The 26,470-nt window shown below is 57.6% G+C and carries 18 protein-coding genes; 12 read left to right on the forward strand and 6 right to left on the reverse strand.

Going from position 1 to position 26,470, the window contains the following annotated elements; genetic code table 11:
• The first annotated feature begins 272 nt into the window (after nucleotides 1–272).
• The 12 genes from HB393_RS03480 (at nucleotide 273) to HB393_RS03535 (ending at nucleotide 20,774) form a co-directional block, all read left to right on the forward strand.
• Nucleotides 273–1,559, forward strand: a complete 1,287-nt coding sequence (locus HB393_RS03480) for an MFS transporter (RefSeq protein ID WP_213803773.1) — start codon at nucleotides 273–275, stop codon at nucleotides 1,557–1,559.
• 17 nt (nucleotides 1,560–1,576) lie between these two features.
• Nucleotides 1,577–2,767: a histidine kinase gene (locus HB393_RS03485; protein WP_213803774.1), complete on the forward strand. Its 1,191-nt coding sequence runs from the start codon at nucleotides 1,577–1,579 to the stop codon at nucleotides 2,765–2,767.
• The gene (locus HB393_RS03490) at nucleotides 2,764–3,387 is read left to right on the forward strand and encodes a response regulator transcription factor (protein ID WP_213803775.1); all 624 of its coding nucleotides are present in this window, start codon (nucleotides 2,764–2,766) and stop codon (nucleotides 3,385–3,387) included. Before HB393_RS03485 ends, HB393_RS03490 begins: the two co-directional genes overlap by 4 nt.
• 267 nt (nucleotides 3,388–3,654) lie before the next feature.
• Entirely contained in the window at nucleotides 3,655–6,945 is a 3,291-nt protein-coding gene (locus HB393_RS03495; RefSeq protein ID WP_213803776.1) for a carboxypeptidase regulatory-like domain-containing protein, read from the forward strand.
• A gap of 186 nt (nucleotides 6,946–7,131) precedes the next feature.
• The gene (locus HB393_RS03500; protein WP_255550768.1) at nucleotides 7,132–7,917 is read left to right on the forward strand and encodes an RraA family protein; all 786 of its coding nucleotides are present in this window, start codon (nucleotides 7,132–7,134) and stop codon (nucleotides 7,915–7,917) included.
• Between the two features lie 360 nt (nucleotides 7,918–8,277).
• Nucleotides 8,278–8,775, forward strand: a complete 498-nt coding sequence (locus HB393_RS03505; protein WP_213803777.1) for a RidA family protein — start codon at nucleotides 8,278–8,280, stop codon at nucleotides 8,773–8,775.
• A gap of 144 nt (nucleotides 8,776–8,919) precedes the next feature.
• Nucleotides 8,920–10,536, forward strand: coding sequence for an aminotransferase class V-fold PLP-dependent enzyme (locus tag HB393_RS03510; RefSeq protein ID WP_213803778.1), 1,617 nt, complete (start codon nucleotides 8,920–8,922; stop codon nucleotides 10,534–10,536).
• Nucleotides 10,537–10,733: 197 nt separating this feature from the next.
• On the forward strand, nucleotides 10,734–12,047 hold the full coding sequence (locus tag HB393_RS03515) for an MFS transporter (protein WP_213803779.1): 1,314 nt from the start codon (nucleotides 10,734–10,736) through the stop codon (nucleotides 12,045–12,047).
• A 368-nt stretch (nucleotides 12,048–12,415) separates the two neighbouring features.
• Nucleotides 12,416–15,922: a TonB-dependent receptor gene (locus HB393_RS03520; RefSeq protein WP_255550769.1), complete on the forward strand. Its 3,507-nt coding sequence runs from the start codon at nucleotides 12,416–12,418 to the stop codon at nucleotides 15,920–15,922.
• Nucleotides 15,923–16,021: 99 nt separating this feature from the next.
• Nucleotides 16,022–16,990: a metallophosphoesterase gene (locus HB393_RS03525; protein WP_213803781.1), complete on the forward strand. Its 969-nt coding sequence runs from the start codon at nucleotides 16,022–16,024 to the stop codon at nucleotides 16,988–16,990.
• A 32-nt stretch (nucleotides 16,991–17,022) separates the two neighbouring features.
• A complete protein-coding gene (locus HB393_RS03530) occupies nucleotides 17,023–18,183 on the forward strand; it encodes a phosphatidylinositol-specific phospholipase C1-like protein (protein ID WP_255550770.1) in 1,161 nt (386 codons plus the stop codon).
• 71 nt (nucleotides 18,184–18,254) lie between these two features.
• Nucleotides 18,255–20,774, forward strand: coding sequence for a bifunctional (p)ppGpp synthetase/guanosine-3',5'-bis(diphosphate) 3'-pyrophosphohydrolase (locus HB393_RS03535; RefSeq protein WP_213803782.1), 2,520 nt, complete (start codon nucleotides 18,255–18,257; stop codon nucleotides 20,772–20,774).
• A 557-nt stretch (nucleotides 20,775–21,331) separates the two neighbouring features.
• On the opposite strand, the gene HB393_RS03540 is transcribed toward HB393_RS03535, so the two are convergent.
• The 6 genes from HB393_RS03540 to HB393_RS03565 form a co-directional block, all read right to left on the reverse strand.
• Complete coding sequence (locus HB393_RS03540) at nucleotides 21,332–21,613, reverse strand: GntR family transcriptional regulator (RefSeq protein WP_345945048.1); 282 nt, start codon at nucleotides 21,611–21,613, stop codon at nucleotides 21,332–21,334.
• Between the two features lie 58 nt (nucleotides 21,614–21,671).
• The gene (locus HB393_RS03545) at nucleotides 21,672–24,380 is read right to left on the reverse strand and encodes an ABC transporter permease (protein WP_218623879.1); all 2,709 of its coding nucleotides are present in this window, start codon (nucleotides 24,378–24,380) and stop codon (nucleotides 21,672–21,674) included.
• 2 nt (nucleotides 24,381–24,382) lie between these two features.
• On the reverse strand, nucleotides 24,383–24,730 hold the full coding sequence (locus HB393_RS03550; RefSeq protein ID WP_213803730.1) for a PadR family transcriptional regulator: 348 nt from the start codon (nucleotides 24,728–24,730) through the stop codon (nucleotides 24,383–24,385).
• 253 nt (nucleotides 24,731–24,983) lie between these two features.
• On the reverse strand, nucleotides 24,984–25,487 hold the full coding sequence (locus HB393_RS03555) for a cysteine hydrolase family protein (protein ID WP_213803784.1): 504 nt from the start codon (nucleotides 25,485–25,487) through the stop codon (nucleotides 24,984–24,986).
• 78 nt (nucleotides 25,488–25,565) lie between these two features.
• Entirely contained in the window at nucleotides 25,566–25,892 is a 327-nt protein-coding gene (locus tag HB393_RS03560) for a multidrug efflux SMR transporter (protein WP_213803785.1), read from the reverse strand.
• 45 nt (nucleotides 25,893–25,937) lie between these two features.
• Entirely contained in the window at nucleotides 25,938–26,417 is a 480-nt protein-coding gene (locus HB393_RS03565) for a carboxymuconolactone decarboxylase family protein (protein ID WP_213803786.1), read from the reverse strand.
• Between the last annotated feature and the right edge of the window lie 53 nt (nucleotides 26,418–26,470).

Here is a 26,470-nt window from a genome sequence, read left to right on the forward strand (position 1 = left end):
TAAAACTCTGATTGATAAGGGTTTGTTTGGCTTTTCTTTCGGGTCGCCGTGTGCCTACCTAAAAAGGGCCGATATCTGGAGCGAATTGTTTCCCATTTCGGGAATAATGAGCATGGATCGGGTTTCTATGCAGTAACCGCAACATCTTTTCTACATCTGGTTTGAACCTTGGTTGGCTCACGCGAGGTATTGCCATAAACTTTGCAGGGGATTTAATCTCCGTCCGTTCAAGCATCCAGTTTGAAGATGCGCCGTGCAACGAGGAGAGAAAGATGTACGTTGAGCGACGCATGCGGATCCGGTACTTTCTCGCGTTCTGGCTGTTTGTGCTGAGCGGCGTAGCATTTCTGGATCGCACGAATATCTCCATTGCGGGCCTGCAGATCGATACTGAATATGGCCTGGGAAATCAGCGTCTGGGCTGGATCTTCAGCGCGTTTTTGATCGGGTATGCGGGGTTTCAGTTGCCGGCTGGCTGGTTGGCGGCGCGGTTTGGGCCGAGGCGGGTGCTGACGCTGGGGGTGATGTCGTGGGGGGTGGCGACAGTGCTGACGGCGCTGCTGCCATCCGGGATTACGCATGCGGTGGTGTTGCTGATTGGAATACGGTTTGCGCTGGGGGCGGGGGAGTCGGTGATCTATCCGGCGGCGAACCAGTTTGTGGCACGGTGGGTTCCATTGAAGGAGCGAGGGTTCATCAATGGCCTGATCTTTGCCGGCGTGGGGGCGGGGAGTGGGCTGACGCCGCCGATTCTGACCTGGCTGATTACGCAACAGGGGTGGCGGGCGGCGTTCTGGTTCAGCGCGGTGGTGGGTTTTGCGGCGGGAGCGGTGTGGTGGTACATGGCTCGGGATACGCCGGAGGAGCATCCGGCGGTGATGGCGGCGGAGCTGAGCGAGATACGGGATGGGTTGTCGTTTGGGGCGGTGCGGCCCGCGGCGGCGGCTCCGGCGGTGATCTCGTGGCGGGCGATCTTTCATCGGCGGGATTTGCCGGCGCTGATGGTGGGTTACTTCGGCTTCGGGTATGTGGCCTGGATCTTTTTTAGCTGGTTCTTTCTTTACATGGCGCAGGTGCGCGGCTTCGACCTGAAGGCGAGCGCGCGGTATGCGATGCTGCCGTTTCTTTCGATGACAGTGTGCTGCCTGGCGGGAGGAGCGTTGAGCGACCGGCTGACGGCGGCCTATGGGCTACGCGTGGGGCGGTGCGGGTTGGCGGCGGCGGCATTGTTGCTGACGGCGGTGTTCCTGGTGCTGGGCTCGCAGGTGCGGAGCCCGGAGCTGGCGGCGGTGATTTTGGCGGGTGGGGCCGGCGCGTTGTATCTTTCGCAGAGCTCGTTCTGGTCGGTGTCGGTGGATATCGCGGGGCGGAGCTCGGGGGTGTTTTCGAGCATGGTGAATATGGGGGGGCAGATCGGTGGCGCGGTGACGGCTTCGCTGACTCCGTGGATCGCGCAACGGTATGGCTGGACGACGTCGTTCGCGCTTTCGGCGGCGCTGGCGGTGGTCAGCGCTATCTGCTGGATGACTGTTCATCCTGAACTGCCACTCGAGAGTTGATGAGGTCTTCCGCCGTTATGGACACACAGCAACGCCGTGGTAATGCAGCTCTCAGCCGGATGGTGCTGGTGGCTCTGCTGGTTTGCCGGGGGCTGGCCGCACAGACGGCTGCTCCGCCGGTGAGGGAGCATCCGGTTGCGCTCAACAGTGTGGTTTCGTATGGCCCTAACTCTGCCGTCGATCCGCATATGGATCTGGATGTGACGCTGCCACTGGACGATGGGGGTCCGCTCAGCCTGGATCTAGCGGAGTTTCGCTATCGGCTGGTGGGGTACGACTCGGAGTGGAAGAGCACGCGGATGCACACGGTGCACTATCAACAGCTCGCGCCGGGGCGCTATCGCTTTGAGGTGCAGGAGCGCAAGAACGGTGAGGACTGGCGTTCGCACTCGGTGACGCTCTCGATCGGGGAGCAACCGCAACTGTACCAGACGTGGTATTTCTATCTTGTTCTGTTGCTGCTGGCGGTGGCTTTGCCGGTGTATCTGTACCGCCGGCGTGTGCAGATGATGAAGGGCCATATCGGCATTGTGCTGGAGGAGCGGAACCGCATTGCACGAGAGTGTCATGACACGCTGATGGCTGGGTTTGCGGCGATCTCGTGGCAGTTGGAGGCGACGGCGAAGCTGTTTCACGATGGCGATCTGGTGGGAACTCCGGTGGCCAAGTCGTGCGAGCTGGCGAGAAGCATGGTGGCGCACTGCCAGGCGGAGGCGCGGAGGATTATCTGGGATCTTCGTGACAGCGACGAGGTGACGAATATTCTGTCGCAGGCGCTTACCCGAACGCTTGCCGCGAATCATACGCGAGAGGTGATCGAGACGACGCTGGATGTGGAGGGTGATGAGATGCCGCTGGCGCCGGGATGCGTGCATCACCTGGTGTGTATTGGGCAGGAGGCGATTACGAATGCGATCCGGCATGCCGATCCGACGCAGATCAACGTTCGTCTGAAGTATGAAAACGATGCGCTGAGCCTGTCGATTCGCGATAACGGACGGGGATTCTATTCATCGGACCGGTCGGCGGCGCGGCATGGACACTTCGGGATTCCGGTGATGGAGGAGCGAGCACGTAAGCTGGGAGGAACGTTTCGTCTGCAGACGCAGGTGGGCAACGGTACCGAAGTGATGGTGAAAGTATCCTTCAACGCAATGCAACAGCCGGTGAACCAGGAACACCACGTTATAAGGTGGATTGGAATATGAAACAGATTCGCGTCCTGCTGATTGAGGACCACTTTCTTGCGCGCATGGCACTTCATTCTGTCCTGTCGGGGCATGCGCAGATTGGCATCGTAGGCGAGGCGAGCGATGGCGAGGCGGGGTTGACGATGTATCGCCAGCTTCTTCCCGATGTGGTGGTGCTCGACCTGCGATTGCCGCGGTTGAGTGGCTTCGAGGTGATTGCGGAGCTGCGGAAGGAGTTTCCGCGGGTGCGCATCGTGGTGCTGTCGAACTACCAAGGCAGCGAGGATATCTATCGCGCGGTTCGCAATGGTGCGATGGCTTATCTGACGAAAGATGCGAGTGGCGAGGAGCTGCTGAATGCGATTCAGAATGTGAATCGCGGCCTGCGCTACCTGCCGCATGGGGCGCTGGATCGTCTGGCGGAGCGGATGCCGTCGGTGGATCTGACGCCACGGGAGTCGGAGGTGCTGGCCTGCATTACGCAGGGGCGCAGCAATCGCGAGATCGCCGAGGTGCTGCATATCGCTGAAAAGACGGTGCGCATTCATGTGAGCTCGGTGCTGGATAAGATGGGTGCGCGAGATCGGACGCAGGCTACGATTTATGCGCTGCAACGTGGCTTGATTCATCTCGACTGAGGTTTTCAGGCTGTGATGATGGTGGGGTTGGGGGAGTAGGGCTGCCAGGACTGGCGGCCCTTTTTCGTTGACTGGCGTGTTGCTCTCTAGGCCATTCGACCTATGGGTAAGCACGTCAAGCGCCTGATGACAGCTTCTCCGAAAAGTAATGGAATAGTCACATTCACGAAACACTTCTCATCGTTTGCAGAACAGGAGTCGATCCCTCTTTTGTGAACTGTCCGCATATTACGAAGTTCGACCTATTTGCATCTAAGAGGCCCTATAGTGAAAAAGGCGTTGCTGCTGTTTTGTTGTCTCCCATTTCTGGTATGTACGGCGCTCCTTCGCGGGCAGGCTGCAAACAACACATCGCTGGTTGGTACGGTGACTGATTCGACTGGCGGAGTCGTCGCCAATGCGCATGTTACGGGCGTGAATCGCGCGACGAAGGTCGCCTATACGGGTGATACGAATGGGGAGGGGTACTACTCCATTCCGTTCATTGCTCCTGGCACGTATGACGTGTCGGTTGAGTTGACTGGGTTTAAGAAGACGACGGCTTCGGGCGTTCTGGTGACGATCAATCTGGCGGTTCGTACGGACGTCATGTTGACGCTGGGAGATGCGGCGACCGAGGTTACGGTGTCGGCGGATACGGCGGCGTTGTCCACGGACGATGCGATGCTTGGCGAGACGATCGATACGGGCAAGGTAGAGAACCTGCCCATGAATGGCCGGCATGCGCTGGATCTGGCGGCGACGGCTTCGAATATTACGGTGAGCACGACGAATCCTTTCCTGGGGAATCCGCCGGGAGAGAGCGCGATTGGCGCGGGTACGAGGGCGGTCAACAACAGCTTGACGCTGGATGGTATCTCCATCATGAACAACCTTGGATCGACGTCGGCTGTGTCGCCGAACCCTGACTCGCTCGAGGCGGTTCAGACGCAGAACGGAAATTATCCGGCGCAGTATGGCAGCTATATGGGCGTCCACATCAACATGGTCACCAAGAGCGGTACGAACCAGATTCATGGCACGGTCTACGACTACATTCAGAACGATGCGTTGAATGCGAAGGCGTGGCTTACGGCCCCGGGTGGGCAGAAGAGCTCGCTGAGGTATAACCAGTTTGGTGGTGTCGTCAGCGGTCCGGTGGTGATTCCGTTTCTTTATAACGGACGCGATAAGACCTTCTTCATGGCTTCTTACGAGGGGCTTCGGGATACCTTTGGCACGCTGACGACGGGCACCGTGATGACGGCGGCGATGCGCAATGGAGACTTCTCTGCGTTGCTGGATCCTGCGCAGGTCCCGAGGACCGTCAAGCTTATGAATCCTTTTACCCGGCTTCCTTATGCTGGAAATATTATTCCTATCGATCAGATCTCTCCCCAGGCGCAGAGGGTGTTTCAATATTTGTCGCTGCCAACCCAGACGGGAAAGATCGCGAACAACTTCAACGCGAATGTGCCTTCGACGATCAATATGAATCAGAGCGTCGACCGCATCGACCATAACTTCGGAGAGAAGATCAGGATCTTCGTTCGCTATGACTGGCAGAAGGTGGATTCGGTCAGCGGAGCGATCAACCCAAGCTCGAATGCCTACTCTCCGACCGCATCGCGCAACGGAACCATTGGTTATACCCACACGCTTACTCCGAACCTGGTTAATGACTTCCGGTATGGATACAACATTCTTACGACGCAGCAGTTGAACTTTTTCGCGAAGTTCGGACCGAAGGACGCGGGAAGCCAGTTGGGTATTCCTGGCTTTACGGCGGATGTTACCAATGACAATCCGGGTCTTCCCTCGATCAACATCACAGGCTACCAAGGCACGAATGGCGAAGATGGAAGCAACTGGTTCCAGGATGACCGCACCCTGCAGGGTTACGACCAGATCAGCTATGCGCGAGGTAAGCACAGCTACATGGCCGGAATCGATATCCGAAAGCTGACGATTGGACGTGCCGCGCAGAACGGTCCTCGTGGAACGTTTACCTTTAGCGGAACCTATACAGGGACCATTACACCGACCGGCATCGTTCCGGGCGATGGTGCGGCCGACTTCTTTCTGGGTGCGGCTCAATCGGACATGACGCCCTTCTTTCAAATAAAGGGATCTGTTGGTCAGTATCGCGATGGCTTCTTCGTGCAGGATACATGGCTGATTCTTCCGAAGCTTACGCTGACCTACGGCTTGCGGTACGAACTGCCGACCGTTGCTTACAGTCTCAATGGAAACGGCCGGGTTTTGAACTCGGACTACACGGCGTTGATTCCGGCGAGCACGGCGACTACTGCGACTGCTTATACCCCGGTACCCGGATTCAAGTTCACCAATCCGAACCATAATGACTGGGCTCCGCGTTTCGGCTTTGCTTACCGCGCGACGGACAAGGTTGTTGTGCGCGGCGGTGGCGGCATCTACTACAATGCCAACCATCTGAATGGATTCACGCTGGCAAGCACCAACTATCCGTTCTCCGCGTCGGTTGCCTATAACGGTGTAACTGCTCCGGCGGCACCTAATGTAACTTTCGCTACACCTACTCCGGGCGCGGGAGTCACTACTCCTGTTGCCGGCACACCCAATTCGTATGTGAGTGCGTTCACAGATAATCCCCATCTGCCTACGCCGCGTCTCTACCAGTGGAATCTCGATGTAGGTACTGAGCTCTGGAAGAATGCAGGTTTCGAGTTGCAGTATCTTGGATCCCGAGGCATCCACCTCGACGAGAGCTTCTACCCGAACCAGCCACAGCCTGGCGCAGGCAACGTAAATGCACGCCGTCCTTTCCAGCTCTTCGGACAGATTCGTCAGATTCAGAACGACAGCTTCTCGACTTATCAAGGGCTCACTGCGATTCTGCGTCAACGAGTTACTCATGGACTTAGCATGAACTTGGGATATACCTGGTCGCATGCGCTGGATACCTCCGCCGATTCAAACGGTGGTGGCTCCGCGATGTTCCAAGGCCATTTGAAGCTGGACTATGGAAATTCGAACTGGGATATGACGCATCGGTTCGTCGGCGTAGTTACTTATGCGCTGCCTGAACTGAACACGCGTAGCCTGCTGGTACGAGAGACGCTGGGCGGGTGGCAGGCTAATAGTATCGTCACGCTGCAGACAGGTCTTCCAATCAACGTCACTATCGCAACGGACATTGCGAATGCAGGCAATGTAGGAGGGCCACAGCGGCCTAACTTCGTCCATATCGCCCACATGAGCTGCGATCGCGACGCCGTTGTCGCACGCGGTAACAAAGGGTGCCTGGATGCGACTGCCTATGCGCAGCCTTCGGCCTTCACGTATGGCAACCTGCACCGGAATGATGTCCATGGCCCAGGCTACGAGAACGTCAATCTCTCTGTCTTCAAGAACTTTGCGATCGTCGAGAATGTGAAGTTTCAGTTCCGCCTTGAAGGTTTCAATATCTTCAACCACCCCAGCCCGGCGAACCCGGCGGCGGGAGATCTTGCTCTAGGAGGATCGAGCTTCGGTTCGATTACCTTGGTTCAAGGCGCAGCGCGTGTTCTCCAACTTGCGGGCAAGATCAACTTCTAAACTTTTTCATCTCTAGCCAGCAGCCGGTGGATCGCCACCGGCTGCTGTTTTTCTTTGGCTCTGTTCTGGTCTGACTCTCTGGAAGAGTGGGACCTTCAGCAGGCTCTGACGATCTTCAGTTAGCATGCTTTTAGAGTCGTGTCCTACAGCTACAGGAGAATTGCTCAAGTCATGCAGGAGCCAAAAATGAGTTTCCGTTCGCCTTCGTCCTTGTCCTTCAAACTTCGTACGGCTGCGACGGTTTCTACTGTCGCCGCAGTGCTTCTGACGGTTACGCACATCGTTCGCGCGGATGAACAGAAGTCCGCCGCAGACTATGCCGCCGATCCGGCTGCGATGATCGATGCTTATCGACACGTCGAAGCAGCTTCGGTCTCCGATGCGATCGAGCAGACGCTTCACAAGAAGAGCTATATGTCGCATCGCATGCAGGCGATCTTCCCTACGAAGTTCGCCGGGATCGCGCTGACGGTGAAGCTGGTGAAGCAAGAGAATCATGATCCCGATGCGCTCTCGGGGATGCTCAAGGCGATCGATTCGGGCGGTCCGGGTTCCGTGTATGTGATGACCGTTGAAGATGGAGCGGACATTGCCGGCATGGGCGGCCTGATGGGGACATCGATGTTTGCGCGCGGGTTTGCGGGCGCGGTGGTCGACGGCGGTGTGCGCGATCTGCCACAGTTGAAGAAGATTGGCTTTCCGGTCTATGCGCTTGGTCCGGTGCCTTCCACGTCGGTTGGACACTATCGCTTCGGCGGGATGAATGTACCGGTCGATTGCGACGGCGTGAGGGTGAATCCGAACGACATCATCGTTGCGGACCAGGACGGCGTTGTGGTGGTGCCGCGTGCCCAGGCGGCGGAGGTTTTAATCGCTGCCCAGAAGCTGGATAACAGCGAGCACTCGATGTATCCGTTCATCGAGAAGTTTCACTCCATCGTGGAAGCGGTCAAACAGTTCGGAAGAATCTAGAGAGATTCGAGACTGAACGGTCGGTCGTCATTTCGCCATTTGTGGGCGGTAACCGGGCTGAAGTGTGTCTTAATGCGTTGAAAGAAGGGCGAGAGGATCGTCCATAAGGCATTAGCCCTATGACAAGCGGCTCTGGTTCATTTCAGATGATGATCATCTGAATGCTTGAGTTTGAGGTGCCGGAGATTCAGAGTTCTCTCTCTAAGATCCGCAGATTCGGAGGTTGGCGATGCCGATCGACGATCGATGCCAATTTCATCCTGTTCCGACGCGGGCAACCGGGACCCTTTCGTTCTACTATTATCGGCATCGAGCTGGTTAGAGATAGCTGGTTAGAAATATCTGAGGAGGAATATCACCATGGAGCAACAATCAAGAAGAGGTCTTCTAAAGAGCGCGGCCAAGGCGGCGGTTGTAGCTACGGGAGGGGCCGTGATGGCGCAGGGAGCTTCCGCGCAGGTCTCGGGCAAGCTGGAGAAGAAGTCTTACCCACCGAGGACGCCCCTAGCCGCGGATGCGAAGACTCCGGCGAAGGCGCCTTTGTTTTCGGGAGCGGTCTCCTACGGCAATCTGCTTTTTCTCGCCGGCGTGGGCGCTCACTTTCAAGGCACGATCGAGCAGCACACACAGCATGTCCTTGACGAGCTGGAGAAGAAGCTCATCAGCGCTGGCTCGTCGTTGGAGAAGGTCCTCAAGGTGAATGTGTACCTGAACGACCTGAAGGACTACGACGCGATGAACAAGGTGTATGGAGCCGCGAAATGGGGCGATACACCACCGGTAAGAACGACGGTCTCTCCTGCTGCTGGCATCCCCGGCAACTCGCTGGTTGAGATCGATATGATCGCTTACATTTAGCGGATCGTAGCTCGAAGAGCGATGCGGGCCCGGTATTAGGCTTTGTATCGGGCTTTGCATCGCTCTTCGGAGATGGCTTCCATTGGGCCGTCTGAATCAGCAGTAACTCCGGGCTTTATTACTTATCGAGAGAAGGTCGAACTCATGTCTCCGCTGAATACGTCAAAATGGTCCCGAAGAGAGATACTCAAGCAGTCGGGGATGCTCTCTGCTCTGGGAGCGGTCTCCGCAGCGTCCCCACTTCCTGCGAGCGCAGCCGGACTTGCCGATCAGCCGAAGCGACCTATGCTCGTCAAAGATGGCGACATCCATGACAACCTGTTTACCCGCATCGGCGTTCGTCCGATCGTCAATGGCCATGGCACTTACACGATCCTCAGCGGATCGTGCTCGTTGCCCGAGGTGAAGCAGGCGATGTTCGATGCGTCGTTCTACTTCGTGCAGATGGACGAGATGATGGACGGCATTGGAGCGCAGTTGGCCCAGTTGACCGGCGCGGAGTGGGGGATTACGACGACGGGTTGTGCTGCCGCCATCTGTCTCGCGACGGTGGCCTGCGTTGCAGGTACTGACATCGAGCGTTGCCAGGCGTTGCCCTACATCAAGACGCGGGACCAGGTCATCATTCCTAAGCACTCGCGCAATGCTTACGATATCGGCGTTCGTATGAGCGGTGTAGAGGTGATTGAGGTGGATTCGGCGGCGGAGTTCCGCGCGAAGCTCTCCGAGCGTACGGCGATGGTATATATCCTCTCCGGACCTGAGTCCGTGACCGGGCCGATGAGCATCGCGACGCTTTGCGCTATCGCCAAGGAGAAGAACGTCCCTGTCTTTGTGGACGCCGCGGCGGAGGAGCCGGTGAAGCCGAATATCCATCTGGCTGCGGGAGCTTCGCTGGTGGCTTACTCGGGCGGCAAGTGTATGCGGGGACCGCAGTCTTCGGGCATGTTGATTGGGAAGAAGGATCTTTGCAAGGCTGCGTATTATCAGGCTGCTCCGCACCATTGTTATGGGCGCGCGCTGAAGTGCAGCAAGGAAGAGGCGATGGGGCTGCTGGCCGCGGTGCGGCAGTGGTACAAGCGGGATCACGCTGCGGAGCAGGCTCAGTGGATGGCCTGGATGCAGCATATCGCCGACCGCTTGAAGGGGCTGCCATCGTTGACCGTCGAGGTGGAACCGGCGGGGACCGACCTCTCTAACCGATGCCCGAATCTGCATCTTCGCTGGGATGCCAATGCGTTGAAGATTACGGGAACGGAGCTGGTGGCGCGGTTGGATGCGGGTTCGCCACGCATCGTTCTTACGGGAGGGCAGGGCCACCGTCCGGAGATGATGCAAAGCTCGATCAGCGTGACTTCGTACATGATGCAGCCGGGCGACGAGCGGATCATCGCGGACGCGTTGTACGAGGCGTTCAGCAAGCCGGGTTCTTATGAGAATCCAGTTGTGCCTGCAGGTCCGCCTGCTTCGGTTCAAGGGAAGTGGGGAGTGAGCATCCAGTATCTGCGCGGAGTCGGTGAGCAGCACTTTGTGCTGGAGCAGAAGGGTAGCGAGGTTACGGGCGACCACCATGGAGAGATCTATAACGCTAAGTTCAACGGTAGTATTCATGGCGATCGGATCGAACTGCGGAGTGTGATGCAGGTGAGTGGAAACGAAATTCGTTCCACGTTCAAGGGAACGATTCAGGGAAGCAGAATGGCCGGTACGGTGAACATGGGCGAGTATGGCGAGGCGAACTGGAGTGCAGTGCGCGCTTAGGCGTTCTTCGTCGCTAAGGCTTCCTGAGCGAGAGTTGTTCTGATGGATTGTCTCTGCTGCACGTACTGCCTTCATGCGACGACTGAAGTAGAAGAAGCAGCTTCCGGTTTGGGTGGGTTGTCCTGGCGGGAGCTGGTTGGAAGCAATAGGTCCTCTCGTTTCGCTCGCTAGGGTTGGCCTGCCGCCGGAGTTAAGGAGTGTTAGTGAAGCAACGCATGCGGGTCCGGTATTTTCTCGGGTTTTGGCTGTTTGTATTGAGTGGTGTAGCGTTTCTGGACCGTACGAACGTCTCTATCGCTGGCCTGCGCATCGATATGGAGTATGGCCTGGGCAACCAGCGCCTGGGTTGGATCTTCAGCGCGTTTCTGATCGGATATGCGGGCTTTCAGCTTCCTGCGGGATGGCTGGCGGCACGGTTTGGGCCGCGGCGTGTGCTTACGTTTGGAGTGCTGTGGTGGGGCGTGGCGACGGGACTGACGGCACTTTTGCCGTCGGGGGTGCGGCATGCGGTGGCGCTGCTGATCGGGATTCGGTTTGCACTGGGGGTCGGCGAGTCGGTGATCTATCCGGCGGCGAACCAGTTTGTAGCGCGGTGGGTTCCGTTGAAGGAGCGAGGGTTCATCAATGGGTTGATCTTTGCCGGAGTCGGGGCGGGAAGCGGCCTGACGCCGCCCTTGCTGACGTGGCTGATTACCCATCATGGCTGGCGAGCTGCGTTCTGGTTCAGCGCGGTGGTGGGTTTCGCCGCGGGTGCGGTGTGGTGGAAGATGGCGCGGGATACTCCGGAGGAGCATCCGGGTGTTACGGCGATGGAGCTGAACGAGATTCGCACTGGCTTGTCCTCCGACTCAGCCGCGCAGACGCAAGCGACGGAGGGGGCTGCGCCGATCTCGTGGAGGGCGATGCTTCGCCGCCGCGATCTGGCTGCGTTGATGGTGGGGTACTTCAGCTTCGGGTATGTGGCTTGGATCTTCTTTAGCTGGTTCTTTCTTTACATGGCACAGGTGCGTGGATTCGATCTGAAGTCGAGCGCGCGATATGCGATGCTGCCGTTCCTGTCGATGACGGTGTGCTGCCTGGTGGGCGGAGCGCTCAGCGACAAGCTGACCGCGGCGTACAGTCTGCGGGTGGGCCGATGCTGGCTGGCTTCGGTGGCGCTGCTGATGACGGCGGTATTCCTAGTAATGGGATCGCAGGTCCACAGTCCGCAATTGGCGGGGATCATCCTGGCTGGCGGTGCCGGGGCGCTGTATCTCTCGCAGAGCTCGTTCTGGTCGGTGTCGGTGGACATCGCGGGGCGAAGCTCGGGGGTGTTCTCGAGCATGGTGAACATGGGCGGACAGATTGGCGGCGCGGTCACGGCTTCGCTGACTCCGTGGATCGCGCAGCGTTATGGGTGGACGACCTCGTTCGCACTGGCTGCTGGGCTGGCGGTGATCAGCGCTCTCTGTTGGCTGACGGTCCATCCTGAGCTTCCGCTCGATGCGACTGTTCTCTCGTCGAAGTCCTGAGCGACTCAAGCACGGCCAGATGAAGCTGTCTATCCGCAGGGAGGGTTTTTCTCCTGAGGTTCATCCTGTCGAAAGAAGCCAGCCCATAACGGTAGCGTTTACGCAATTCACATTCCCGTAACACTCTATTCAACCTTTTGTTACGGTGAGTACGGCATCCTTGCTCTGACCCCACATTGCTTGCGATTTCACGTTGCGAGTGGCTAGCGCTCCCAGGTTCTTCGTGTGGGTATGTCTGTTTTGCTTTGTGTTGAAGGCTTAGAGAGAGCGGTCCGTCCATAGCATTTGCAGGTCTTGGGCTGAGTAATTAGATAAAACAAGGATCGAAAGGCTGGAAAATGAGAGTTGATAGAAGAGGTTTGGCAGGGTTGGCTAAAAAGTTTTCCCAGCATGCCTTCGTTGTACGCATGCTGCTGGCTGTTCTTTTGATGACACTTCCGATCGGAAGCGCGATGGCCCAGTTTGAGTCGGCTTCGGTGCTTGGGTACACGCGGGATTCGTCCGGCGCGGCGATCTCCAACAGTGCGGTAACGCTAACTAACACAGCGACGGGAATTGCGCAGACGAAGACCTCGGATGGCGAGGGCCGCTTCGAGTTTGCCAGTGTGCCGATCGGAACTTACCAGATCGTGAGCGAGGCTCCGGGCTTCCAGAAGACGCAGACGCAGACCTTCACGGTAACGACGAACGCCCGTCAGAGGGTCGATGTGGCGATGAAGGCCGGCTCGGTGAGCGAGACGGTGACGGTCTCCGGTGCGGCGACTGCCCTGGAGACAGAGACGAGTTCGCGCGGTCAGGTGATTGCGACACGCGAGATCGAGAACCTGCCGTTGAATGGCCGGTCCTATGCGGACCTGGTGCTGTTGGCGCCGGGCGTGCGCAAGTCGGCGCTTGAAAATCAGACTGCATCGAGCCGGGAAGCTTCCTTCGACGTGAACGGCCAGCGCTCGGCGTTCAACAACTTTTTGCTGGATGGTTTGGATAACAACAACTACGGCACCTCGAACCAAGGCTTCGCGAATGAGAATATTCCGCCGTCGCCGGATGCGGTGAGCGAGTTTCGGGTAGAGACGAACAACTACTCGGCGGAGTTTGGACGCGCTTCGGGCGCTGTCATCAACGTGTCCACGCGGCGTGGCACCAACCAGTTTCATGGCAAGGCTTACGACTATCTCCGCAACACCAGCCTGAATGCGATCGGGCCGTTCGTGCCGGTGGGCAACGTGAAGCAGGTCTTCATTCGTAACCAGTTCGGTGGCACTTTTGGCGGACCGATCTACAAGGATCACACCTTCTTCTTCGCAGACTATGAGGGACTGCGGCAGATCTTCCGTAATCCAGTCTCGACTGTAACGCTGCCGGATGCTGAGCAGCGGAACGGAATCTTCCTGCTGCATCGTGTCGACGGCACCACCGCTCCCATTCCGCTTTATAATCCTCTCACGGGAACTTCATACACCAACGGCATCATTCCGGGGACGCAGTTTGGAAAGGCCGTCCTGGCAGCTTTGCCAACGAACACGCTTCAGGGTGGCGCGGTGAACAGCGCCACGATCTCGAATAACTACAGTGCTTCGCCGCGTGGAACGATCCAGGACGATAAGGGCGATGCCCGTATCGACCATACGTTCAATGCCAAGTGGAGTATCTTCGGCCGCTACAGCGAGCATCAGGGAACGATCTTCGATCCTCCGACGGTCCTCGGCCGTGCGGGTGGTAACGGCAATGCAAACGTCAAGCTTCTGAACCGTCAGATCGCCGGCGGCGCGACCTGGGTCATTTCCTCTAATAAGCTGTTGGATATTCGCTTTGCCTATACCAAGAACCAAGGCGCGAAGACCCCGTTTGGCCAGGGAGATCCTTCCCTGCTGACGGAGAACGGCATCACCAACGGCATCCCGACGGACCCGAGCATCGTGCGCGATCTAAACGGACAGTCGGTAACGGGCTTTACACAGTTCGGCGCTCAGACCTCGAGTCCTCAGTTCCAGAATCCGGAGATCTACGATCCCAAGGGAAACTTTACCTGGGTACGTGGAAAGCACTCGATGAAGTTCGGCTATGAGTATGAGGCCGTCAACACGCAGGTGAACGACTTCAATCCGAGCTACGGGCAGGATAACTACGCCAGTCAGTATGCAACTGGGCCGACGACGACAGTTGGTAACGTCACGACTCCTTTCTACGCTCAGTGTCCCAATACCAGTGCGGCGAATACCAACTGCATTCCTGTTGACCCCGCGAATACAAATGGGGCGGCGACGCAGATTGCCCAGGCGCGGGCGTTGACCGACTTCCTGCTTGGCAACCGCTCGTCTTACTCGCTGACTAACTTCACGATCGTCAATCTGCGGCAGCGCTTCAACTATATGTATGTGCAGGATGATATGAAGTTGTCGCCGACGCTGACGCTCAATGTTGGTATGCGCTATGAGATTGCGACTCCGCAGTGGGAGCGCGATAACAAGCTGGCGAACTTCGATCCGACGACGAACTCGCTGATCCAGGCGAAGGGCGGCAGCATCTACGATAAGGCTTTGGTGCACGTTCCGCTCAAGAACTGGGGGCCGCGTTTTGGCTTCTCGTACAGCGCTACTCCAAAGACCGTTCTCCGCGGCGGCTACGGCATCAGCTACACGCAGTACAACCGTGCCGGTGGTGAAAATAACCTGACCTACAACGGCCCGAACGTAGTAAACGCTTCGATCAATAACAATAATTCGCTCTATCCTACTGCGGCCAGCCGTTGCACTAATGACACGCAGGATCAGACGTTGTGCTTCCGGCAGACGCAGCAGGGCTACGCTATTGGCTTGACCGCTCCTGCGAACTTCAATCCGCTCAAGGTCACTTCCCGCTACATTCCGAAGAACTTTGCTACGGGCTACGTGCAGAGCTACCACATCGGATTCCAGCAGCAGCTCCCCTGGGGAGTGGTGGCCGATGTTGCTTATGTTGGAAACAAGGGCACGCACCTGCAGGTACTGGCTGACTACAATCAGGCGACTCCCTGCTTGACTGCTACTTGCACTGCGTATCAGACACGTCGTCCGGTGCAGACCTTCGGCGATATCGAGATTGCTTACGGTGGCAACTCTTCGAACTACAATTCTTTGCAGGCGAAGATTGAGAAGCGAGCCGGCGCGTTGTATGTGTTGAACTCGTTTACTTATAGCCGAACGTTCGATCTGGCCTCTGGTCACCTCGATACTCCGAACAACGACAACTCGCGGATCAACTTTGCGAATCCCCGGAATGACTATGGTCCTTCCGCGTACGATCAACCGCTGAACGATACGACCTCGATCGTCTATGACCTTCCTTACGGCCATGGCCGCAAGTACGGTGCGCAGTCGAACTTCCTGGTCAACGCGGTGCTGGGTGGATGGCAGACGACGGTAATCAATACGATGACCAGCGGTCAGCCCTTCAACCTTACCTACACTACATCGTCGTCCAACCCACTTTTCACAACGGATCTGGTGACGTTGCGGCCGCAGTTGACGATTGCCTCGGCGAATATCAAAAATCCGTCATCCAAACGCGTCAAGTCAGCGACTGCGCTGGGTGGATACCTGGATATCACCAACCTGAAGGTTCCGTCAGTGGCGTTGGGCAATACCACTCCCTATGGCAATGTATCGCGCAACAAGCTGCGATCCTATGCCTTCTTCAATACTGATTTCGGATTGCACAAGCAGTTCGGTCTGTGGAACGAAGCTTCCAAGCTGGAGTTCCGTGCCGAGGCTTTCAATGTCCTGAATCAGGTCAACTACCAGGCTCCGGATGGCAATATCTCCAATGGCAGCTTCGGTACGATTACCAGTGCGTTTCCAGCACGTCAAATACAGTTGGCTGCGAAGCTGATCTTCTAACTGTTCTGAATGGATCGTACGAACGGCGCGTCTTTTACAGGACGCGCCGTTCGCGCTTTTGTAACGAGTGTTCTGTAGTGTGAATAAAGAGGAGTAGTAATGAGGATTGATCGGAGACAGTTTGGAGTGCTGGGAGCACTGGCGCTGGGAGCGGGTTACACAGAGCGGGCGTGGGGCGCGAAGGCGGCTCCTGTTGCTGCGAGTTCTTTTCGATTTGCGGTGATTGCGGATCCGCACATCATCGATGAGTTCTATGTTCCGGGCAGTGAGAACGGGGTGGAGGACAATACGACGATTCTGCAGACGGCCGATCATCTGACGGCGGCCCGAAGCGTCATCAACTCTATCGGCACAGGCAGCGGGCAAAAGATCGAGCAGACGTTTGTGGTCGGGGATGTGTTTCATAACTATCCGTCGGCGGACTATGACTTCTACTTCAAGAACAAGACCCGGATCGATCATGCGAAGGAGATCCTGGATGGGTTTGCGATGCCGGTGCATGTCGGGTTCGGAAACCACGACTACGACGAACACCAGAAGCCGGGTGTGTCGCGGGAGATGAGCCATCGGCTGTTCGAGGCGAAGCTGAAGACGAAGCCCTACTATGCAGTGGACTATAAAGGCTTTCGATTTCTGCACTTGAATAACTTTCTGGGTGTGACGTGGGATCCCTCCAGCCCTGCAAAGATGCGGGGATTCGGGTCCTTCGGCGAGGAGCAGTTGAATTGGGCGGAGGCGCAGCTTGCAGAGCGGAAGCCCACGGTGGTCTTTGTGCACTATCCGCTATGGTTGACGACGCCGACGGAGATGAAGGACTATGGCCTGCATCCGCTGTTGCTGAAGTACCGGGATACGATTCAGATTGTGATCTCGGGACACTGGCATAAGTGGATTGACTTCGCACATACGTATGGACCGCAGCATACGGTGATGGCTTCCACACGCTACGACCAGAACGCTCTGATGGTCTTCGAAGCGGATGAGAAGAAAGGTACGGTGCGGTGGACAAATAGCGAAGATGTGGAGTGGTCGACGCATTACAGCAAGCCATACCGGGTGGGTGTTTAGTTCTGAACCAAAGAACGAAGTAAGAGGAGCGGATGATGATAGCAAGCAAGGTAGTTGCGTTGGGCCTGGGAGTTGCGGCTTGCAGCGTTGCATTGGGGCAGGGGATGAGTACGGCGCAGCAGGACAAGACGGTGCGGATCAATCAGATTCAGGTGATTGGAACGCATAACAGCTATCACATGGGCTTTGCGCCGAGTGAACGCAAGCTATTGGAGAAGTCGGCTCCTAATTTTCTTAGCGGTCTTGACTATGGGCATGCGACGTTGTCGGACCAGTTGACGGCGGGAGTGCGGCAGTTGGAGATTGACGTCTTCCGCGATAGCCAGGGTGGACGATTTGCTCATCCGAAGATCGTCAGGGATGTGGCTGAGGCTGGCTTGCCTGCGGATCCGGACTTCGACCCGCAGCACCAGATGGACAAGCCGGGGCTAAAGGTGATGCATGTACAGGATTTGGACGAGCGAAGCCGCTGTCACACATTTGTGCTCTGCCTGACAGAGGTACGCGCGTGGTCGAAGGCGCATCCACAGCATCTTCCTATTTTTCTGCTGGTTGAGACGAAGGGCGGAAAGACGAAGCCGGGTTCGGGCCTGGTGGAGGTGGAACCGTTTGCGGCAGCCGAGGACTTCGACGAGTTGGATGGGGAGATTCGGTCGGTATTTTCAGCCGATGAGATGATCGTCCCGGATCAGGTGCGGGGCAAGGCGGCTACTCTGCCGGAGGCGATCGCGAAGGGTGGATGGCCCACGCTGGCGAAGGCCCGGGGGAAGGTCGTGTTTCTGATGGACCAGCGGGCGACGGAAGGGATTTACACGCAGGGGCATCCGGCACTGAAAGGACGGGTGCTGTTTACGAATGCGGTGGCTGGAGCTCCGGATGCTGCATTTATCGAGGAGAACGGTGGGACGCCGGAGGAGATCGACCCGCTGATCAAGCAGGGATACCTCATCCGGACGCGCAGCGATGAGCCTACCCAGCAGGCGCGGAAGAACGACACGGCGCGCCGGGATGTTACGCTGCGCACCGGAGCACAGATGATCAGCACCGACTATCCCGTGTCGGAGCCGGCGAGCTGGACGGGGTATTCGGTGGGGCTGCCGGGCGGGTTGGTGGCGCGATGTAATCCGGTGAACAAGCCTGCGGGGTGCGTGGATGGGCTGCTGGAGCCGGTTACGGTGCAGGCGGCGCGCTAAAGAGGCGGTTCGGAGAGGTCGAAGGGTTGCAAATGGTGGGTTTTAGGGCGTCGCGCAGCCTATAATGGCCTATGGCAACCCTTCAACCGGCCTCTCCGGAGGCTGGCCCGTCGGCTGGCGTTCCGACGGGGACGGAGATCGAGGCTGTTCCGCCCACGGAGGCGGGGATAGAGCTGGAGGCAGCACTGCCGGTGGGCGTGCGCCTGGAAGATGACGAGATCAGTCCTGTAAGCGGTAGGTCGGATCCAGAGGCGGTAGCGGGGATTGGGCTGGATGGTCCGGCGGGCGAGCTGCTTCCTCATCCGGTGGGTGGGAGTGTTCCAAGCGACATCGGCGAGTCCTCTGCGGCGCATCTGGTGGGGACGTCGGAGGCGGAGATTCATTCCGTCGATACGAAGTTCGCTACGCTGCTGACGACGGTGCATGAGAACCGGCCTGGGGACGATCTGGAGATTATCCGCAAGGCCTGGGCCTTCTGCCTGCAGCAGCATGAGGGACAGAAGCGTGCGAGCGGCGAGCCTTATGTGATTCATCCGCTCGAGGTTGGACAGGTGCTGGCGGAGCTGAGGATGGACTCTACGGCGATTGCAGCAGGGCTGCTGCACGATGCGGTGGAGGACACGGATGTCACTTCGGCTGAGATCGCGAAGCAGTTTGGAGAGCAGGTCGCGCACATCGTCGAGGGCGTGACGAAGCTGGACAAGATCAAGTTTGCCAATCGCGAGGATCACCAGGCGGAGAACATCCGCAAGATGCTGCTGGCGATGGTTACGGACATTCGGGTGGTGATCATCAAGCTGGCGGATCGGCTGCATAATATGCGGACTCTGGAACATCTGAAGCCGGAGAAGCAGCAGAAGATCGCACGCGAGACGCTGGATATCTATGCTCCGCTGGCGCATCGCTTAGGAATGGGTAAGCTCCGCGGCGAGTTGGAGGATCTGGCGTTTCGCTATACAGATCCGTATGCGTACGAGCAGCTTTCGACCGAGGTAGAGTCGCTGCGCGCGGCTGGTGAGGAGTTCCTGAGCAGAATTGTGAAGGAGCTGGAAGCGAAGCTGAAGGAGCATCAGATTCAAGGTCGTGTGGAGTCGCGTATCAAGCGGCTTTATTCGATTCAGCAGAAGCTGCAGGACCAGAAGATTCCTGTGGACCAGGTGTTCGACCTGCTGGCGATCCGGGTGATCTGCCAGACGGTGCAGGATTGCTATGCGCTGCTGGGGCTGCTGCATAGCATCTGGCGGCCAGTGCCGGGGCGGATCAAGGACTTTATCGCGATGCCGCGGCCCAATCTGTATCAGTCGCTGCATACGACGCTGATCGCCGAGGGTGGACATCAGTTCGAGGTGCAGATTCGTACGGAGGAGATGCATCGCGTGGCCGAAGAGGGCATCGCGGCGCACTGGAAGTACAAGGCTGGCGATACCGTTACTGCCAAGGATGAGCAGCGGCTGGCTTGGGTGCGTCAGCTGATGGAGTGGCAGCGGGAGATGACCGATCCGAACGAGTTCATGTCGACGCTGAAGATCGACTTGTATCCGGAAGAGGTCTATACGTTCACGCCAAAGGGCAAGGTTGTGGTGCTGCCGAAGGATGCGAGTCCGATCGACTTTGCCTACACGATTCATACCGAGGTCGGGAATACGACGATCGGTGCGAAGGTGAATGGACGGATCGTTCCGCTGCGGACGAAGCTGCGCAACGGCGATATCGTCGAGATCTCGACGCAGACAGGACATGCTCCGAGCCGCGACTGGCTGAGCTTTACGAAGAGCTCGCGAGCGCGCAACAAGATCAAGCATTGGCTGAATGAGCATGAGCGGCAGCGAGCTCTGGAGATCGGGAAGAAGCTGCTGGAGCGCGAGGCGCGGAAGTACAAGCTGTCTTTGGGAAAATTCGCCGAGGCGGACTATCTGCGGGTGGCGGCGGAGTATGGGCTGGGGTCGCAGGCGGACTTGCAGGCGGGCGTCGGCTTCGGAAAGTATTCTGCGCGGCAGGTGCTGAACAAGCTGGAGCCGGGATCGACGATGGCGGTGGAGCCTGCGTTGCATGAGAGCGGCGTTGCGGGCGCTGTTGGGCAGATGTCGGAGGCGGTGAAGCGGGTCTTCTTCGGCAAGGGATCGGACTCGCTGCAGGTGGAGGGTCAGGACGATCTGCTGGTGTACCGAGCGCGTTGTTGTAACCCAATTCGCGGTGAGGAGATTGTGGGTTATGTGACGCGCGGCAAGGGCGTCGCGGTGCATGCCAGAAGCTGTCCGAATGTACAGAATTTGTTGTACGAGTCGGACCGGCGAATCCAGGTGGAGTGGTCGCCGCTGGCGTCAGAGCCGGGCAAGGTGAAGCAGCAGACGTATCCGGTGAAGCTGACGATTATCTGCGACGACCGGGCTGGGATGCTGAAGGAGTTTACGGCGATCATCTCGGATGATGGCACGAACATCCGCAGCATGGACTCGAAGGCGCTGGAAGATGAGACGGCGCAGGTGGACTTCGTGATCGAGACGGTGGATGTGCGGCACCTCAACAAGATGGTGCTGAACCTGCGCAAGGTTCCCGGGGTGCGGGATGTGCAGCGGGTACAGAAGATCTAGGGACCCCCCTCCCCCCCTTTTTGCTTAAAGTCCTCGTTCTATTTGGTTTCGTCCTGGACTTCTAGCGGGGAGCTTTCGCGAGCCGAAGCTGTGTGCGCCGAATTGGTAAAGAACGTCGAGTCTCCGCGCTGAGCGTTTTTTTATCTCTTCTTCTATTTTAGTTGGTTTGCAGAAACTAAAGTGCCACTGGTAACTCTATGGCTGTAAATGGTTTAGGTGGTTTTGGGGCTTGACATGCGATTTTGCTGGGGAAAATGCAAATAATAAAGCCTTCGCTTGTCGTTACGGGCGTAGATGTGGGGTCATGCATGCTCTGGCTACTTGAGGCATGAGGGTGTGATCCATAGCTTGTTATTTCGAATTGCGTTTTCCTTGCTTTTGGTAAAGCAAGCATCCTGTAGCCAAGGATATCGATTGAGTGGAACAGACCAAGGCTGCCAATGTTCTCGTCCCTTCGCATACTCGCTGAGTGACTTGGCGATTTATCACAAGCCGACATCCTACAACCGTCAGTTTTGATTAAGGGAAGAGCGCTTGCATACTTAGACCACATGTAGCTAGACCGCAGCCCCTCCAACAAATGTGCAGCGCCCCCTCTCGCGAATGATGTAACCTTCCATGCGAAGCTCGTAAAGAGCCTGCCTCACCGTCAGGCGGCTGACTTGAAATGCGGCCCCCAGCCGCGTCTCCGATGGAATCAGATCACGGGTGGCAAGGTCACCATGTTCAATGCGATCCAATACGAGGTCTTTGATCTGCCGATATAGGGGAACGAAGCTCTGGCGATCGAGCCTGCAATCCGTAATCGCCAATCTCGCTGGCGGGGTTTCATGGTGCACCAAGATTTCCTCCTCTTCACAGTAAGCCGTTCGCATTACGTTTTTCTGCGTGATGCTGCTAGTCCCCACGCAAGGCGATGATGGGGTTGATCTTCGCTGCGCGCATGGCGGGGAGAGCGGATGCAGCGAGCGCAAACGACAACATGGCGACGGCAGATAGTGTCAGCACAAGTGGATCGAAAGGGCTGACTCCAAAGAGAAACGTACGCAGCAGGTGAGATACAGCGGTTGAGGTGAGCAGACCCAGGAGACATCCAACGGCGCCGAGCTTCACTGCCGAGGTAAGAACAAGGTGGAGTACTCCCGTGCGCTGGCAGCCGAGCGCCATGCGTATCGCCAACTCCTGCTCTCGCAAGGCAACCGAGAAAGCGATGACGCTGTAAATCCCCAGCACGGCCAGCAGCAACGCAATTATCGCGAAGGATGAAATCAACACCGTGTTGAACAGGCGTGGAGCTTCGCTCTCCGAGATCACACTCTCCATCGTCTGCATGTCGACCAGGGGGAGCTGAGGATCGATCTTTCGGGCGGCGGCCACAAACGGGTTCTCCAACTGCTCCGGAGGAGTCTCGGTATGCAGGACGATACATCCGTAGGTTCCGGTCAGTTCACCGGCCGGAGCAAACGCTCCTTCCGAGATGACCTGTTGGGTTACAGGCTGATAGAACTGTTCTGCTGTCTCGCCGTCGGCCGATCCCAGCTTGACGTCATCCACGACTCCCACGACGGTCAGCCAGGGAGTCGGCGTCTCCGGCATCCCGCGGCGCAGCCTTTTTCCGAGAGGGTTCTCGCCGGGCCAGTAGTGCTCGGTCAGCTTCCGGTTCACGATCGCGACGAGTTGGGAGTCTGCCTTGTCCGACTCCGTAAATACTCGTCCGCGCAACAAGCGGATGCCGAGCGCCTGGAAGGGATCACCCTGCAACAGCGATACCGTTGCCATATTCAGTTCCGCGTCTTTGCGAGGGACAACGCCCTCCACGGTGATTGCGATTCCTCCGTTATTCCCTGAGCCGGGCCGTGAGGAGGTTATACCTGCGGCTTTGACTCCGGGCAGTTGCCGCAGACTGCGCAGCAGATCGTTCGTCACGTTGTCGATTCCGAACTGTGTCGCATACCGCTCTTTGGGGAGGACATAGTATGCGGTGAGCGTGTGATCCACCCGAAATCCGGGATCGATCTGACGCATCTTTTCGAAGCTGCGCAGGAGAAGCCCAGAGGCCGTCAACAAGACCAGGGCCACTGCGATCTCCGCGATGACGAGCGCGGAACGGAGCCTTCCGTGTCCACTTCCTGCGGTGCCGGTTCTTCCACCCTCCTTCAGGGTGTCGTTGACGCTGGTCCGTATGGCCGCGAATGCAGGCGCCAGGCCGCAGACCAGACCGATCAAAATAGCCAGCGCGAGAGCAAAGCCTACCACGGGCCAATCCAGCGTAATCTCACGAATTCTCGGCAAGGTCTCCGGCAGGAGGCTGATGCCGATCCGGATGCAGGCGGTAGCGAAGACCAATCCGACGAGGCCTCCCGCGATGCTCAGCGCCAGGCTTTCCACCAGCGCCTGCCGTAACAGCATCCCGGTACTCGCTCCCAGGGCAAGGCGGACGGCGATCTCTCTTCTTCTCCGGATCGAGCGCACCAGAAGGAGACCGGCCAGATTCGCGCATGCGATCAGCAAAACCGTCACGACCGCAATCAGTAACGTGTGCACCAGCGGACGGGCCTGTGTCACGGTGTCTTCATGCAGGAGTTTTACCTGCGATTGAATGCGCAGGCTCCGCATAAATCCCGGGTAGTTCCTCATCGTCTCTTCGGCGACGAGCTGGGCATCTCTCTGTGCTTGTGCTGGCGTAACGCTGGGTTTGAGACGGCCTGCCATGCGAAAGTTCCACGATGCCGCGTAGCCCGCGGTGAACTCTTCCGGGCGCAGGCTCAGCGGAATCCAAAGTTCACTGCTGTTTAAATGCCCCGGCACCAGGGGAAATTCAAAATCGCGAGGCATGATGCCGATCACGAGATAGGGTTGGCGATCCAGAAGGATCTTCGTGCCAAGAATCTTCTCATCTCCATGAAAGCGGTTGCGCCACATGGTATAACTCAAGACGACGACCGTCTGATGCTGGTCGTCTTCCTGCTGGGTGAACCAGCGGCCCATCAGTGGGTCCGTAGCCAACGCCGAAAATATTTCACCACTCATTCTCGTCGCATAGATGTGCACGGGATCGCCGACGCCGGCCAACTCGCGACCGATTCGCTGATAGCCGCCGAGATGGAGAAAGCTGTGCGTGTCCCGCATGTAGTTGCGGACGTCCGGCGGGGTGACAGTAGGCTGGGTCCAATGCGATCCGACGAGGTCATCGCCAAGGATGACGAGGCGATCGGGATCGGCGAACGGAAGCGGACGCAGGAGAACTCCCTCGACGATCGAAAAGACGGCTGTCGTCGCGCCAATTCCGAATGCCAGCATAAGGATCGCCGTGAGCGTGAAGCCCGGGGACTTCCGCAGGTGGCGCAGGGTGTACCGAATGTCCATCACGATGGTGGCCAGCCCTTGGAAGGCTCGTTCGTCGCGGTGCAGTTGCTTCGCCTGCTCTACTCCTCCATAGGCGCGCCGGGCGGCGCGGCGAGCTTCCTTCGGAGTCATCCCCTGACCCAAGAAGTCGTCTTCCAGCAACTGAAGATGAGCTGCGATCTCCCGGTCCAGCTCGGCCTCTGTGCTGGAGTTAGTGAAAAGGCTAAGGAACCTGAGAAAAATTCGCCTTAGGTCTTTCATCTTTAGAGCTCCTCGACAAGAAGCTTTTCGACGAGCCCGGACATTCTTCTCCACCGCTGCGTCTCTTCCCCAAGCGCCTTCTGGCCAGTTCGAGTAATCGCGTAGTACTTCGCTTCCCGGTTGTTTTCCGTTTTCCCCCAGGTTCCTTTGATCCATCCGTACTGCTCGAGACGCACAAGCGCTGGATAGAGCGTGCCCTGATTGAGGCTGAGAAGATTGCCGGATACGTGCTCCAACCGGCTCGCTATCTGATAGGCGTGCTGTGATCCCATGCTGACAAGCGTACGAAGGACAATCAGGTCCAGCGTCCCCTGAAGAAGTTGAATTGGTTCGTTCTCTTTACTTGGCATCCAAGTGCTCCCTTGATGAGGCTCGTCCTTCGAGCACTTGTTTGTCAAGTGAAATATTGATGAGCAATGCGATGACGAGAATTGTCCATTTGCGGCACCTGTCTTTACGCCTTATAGATAGCCTTTTATTTTGATTTAGCTAGTTTGGATTGAAGTCAATTCAATGCTGAGCCACTCGGTTTGATACTCAGTGATTCGCACCAGCCGCACGATTCCACACTTTCGTCTGGCTCGAAATCATTTACACGTTTGATCAACTCTTGGACTGCAGAGACTTTGTGAACTCGGGGATGTTGAGTCGATTGGGGTGTTCTAAGGTGCTTCCGAAGTGGTGTTCCCACAGGCGTGCTCCCAGATTGCCGGAGCGGTCCAATGATGATCCGACTGTGAGCCACTTCAGCAGGGTTGGGTGTAGGCCGGCGTCGAACAGTGCGAAGCCTGCGGCGAGGACGCAGGTGTCGGTCTGGGTGCCGCAGACGAGGATGCGGTCGGTTTGCAGGCTGCGAAGGTATTCGATCGCGGCTGGTGGCGGGAGGTAGCCGTGCTTTATGAAGACGCGGCCGGTGGGTATGAGGCTTTCGTCGGCCTTTCCGGGTTTCCATCCTAGCTGTCGTTCAAAAGGTGTTACAGATTCATCGTGTCTCTCGACGGTGGCTACGCTGGGGAGGATGGCGCTTAGGGCCTGGATGCCGTGGAGGATTTCGATTGGTATAGGAAAGCTGGGCTGAACGTCGACGATGAAGAGGGCTTGTTTCATACTGGAGTCCAGAGTACCGCAGTCGAGGGCTAGGTTATTTGGCGCGAGAGTGCTGCGCTATGGCCAGGAACTGCCGCGCTATTCGCCATGAAGCTTCAGACCTAGAATTCCTGCGACGATGAGGCCCAGGCAGGCGAGTCTACTGAAGGATGCAGACTCGCCGAAGAGCAGGATGCCCAGCGCTACTGTGCCCACTGAGCCGATGCCTGTCCATACTGCATATGCCGTACCTAGCGGCAGGCTGCGCGTCGCTGTGCCTACGAGGCCGAGGCTTAGGACGATCATGATGGCCGTCGCTATCGATGGCCATAGACGCGTAAAGCCTTCGGAGTACTTCATCCCGATGGAGAAGCCTGTCTCGAACACACCGGCGACTACGAGGATCGCCCAGGCATGTTGTTTCATTCTGTTTCTCCGTCAACGTCTTCTTGCGGGTTCGTTGTGGTGTGCTTAGGAGGCGGTTGCGATCGCGAGATGTGCGGGCGCTTTATATGTGCCTGGCGTGTTGCGGAATGCGATGCTCAGGCGGTTCCACGCGTTGATGGTTGTGATGGCGAAGCTCAGGTCGGTGAGTTCCTTCTCGGTGAAGTGCCTGCGTGCCTCTTCGTAGACTGCATCGGGTACGTGTCCTTGTGTTATCAGGGTCAAAGCCTCTGTCCAGGCTAGTGCGGCGCGCTCGCGGGCGGTGTACCAGGGGCACTCGCGCCAGGCGTCGAGTGTGTAGAGGCGCTGCTCGGTCTCTCCGATTGCGCGCAGGTCTTTGGAGTGCATGTCGAGGCAAAACGCGCAGCCGTTGATCTGTGAGGCGCGTAGCTTGATGAGGTGAAGCAACTTCGCCTCCAGGCCACACTCGCGTAGATAGGACTCAAGACCGATCATTGTTTTGTATGCATCCGGGGCTGCTTTGAAGTAGTTCAAACGCTGTTCCATATTTATCTCCTCGAAGTCAACGTTAGGCTTTCTGTGGATTAGAGAGAAGGTCC

This window comes from Granulicella sp. dw_53 (assembly GCF_018449545.1).
Taxonomy (GTDB): domain Bacteria; phylum Acidobacteriota; class Terriglobia; order Terriglobales; family Acidobacteriaceae; genus Edaphobacter.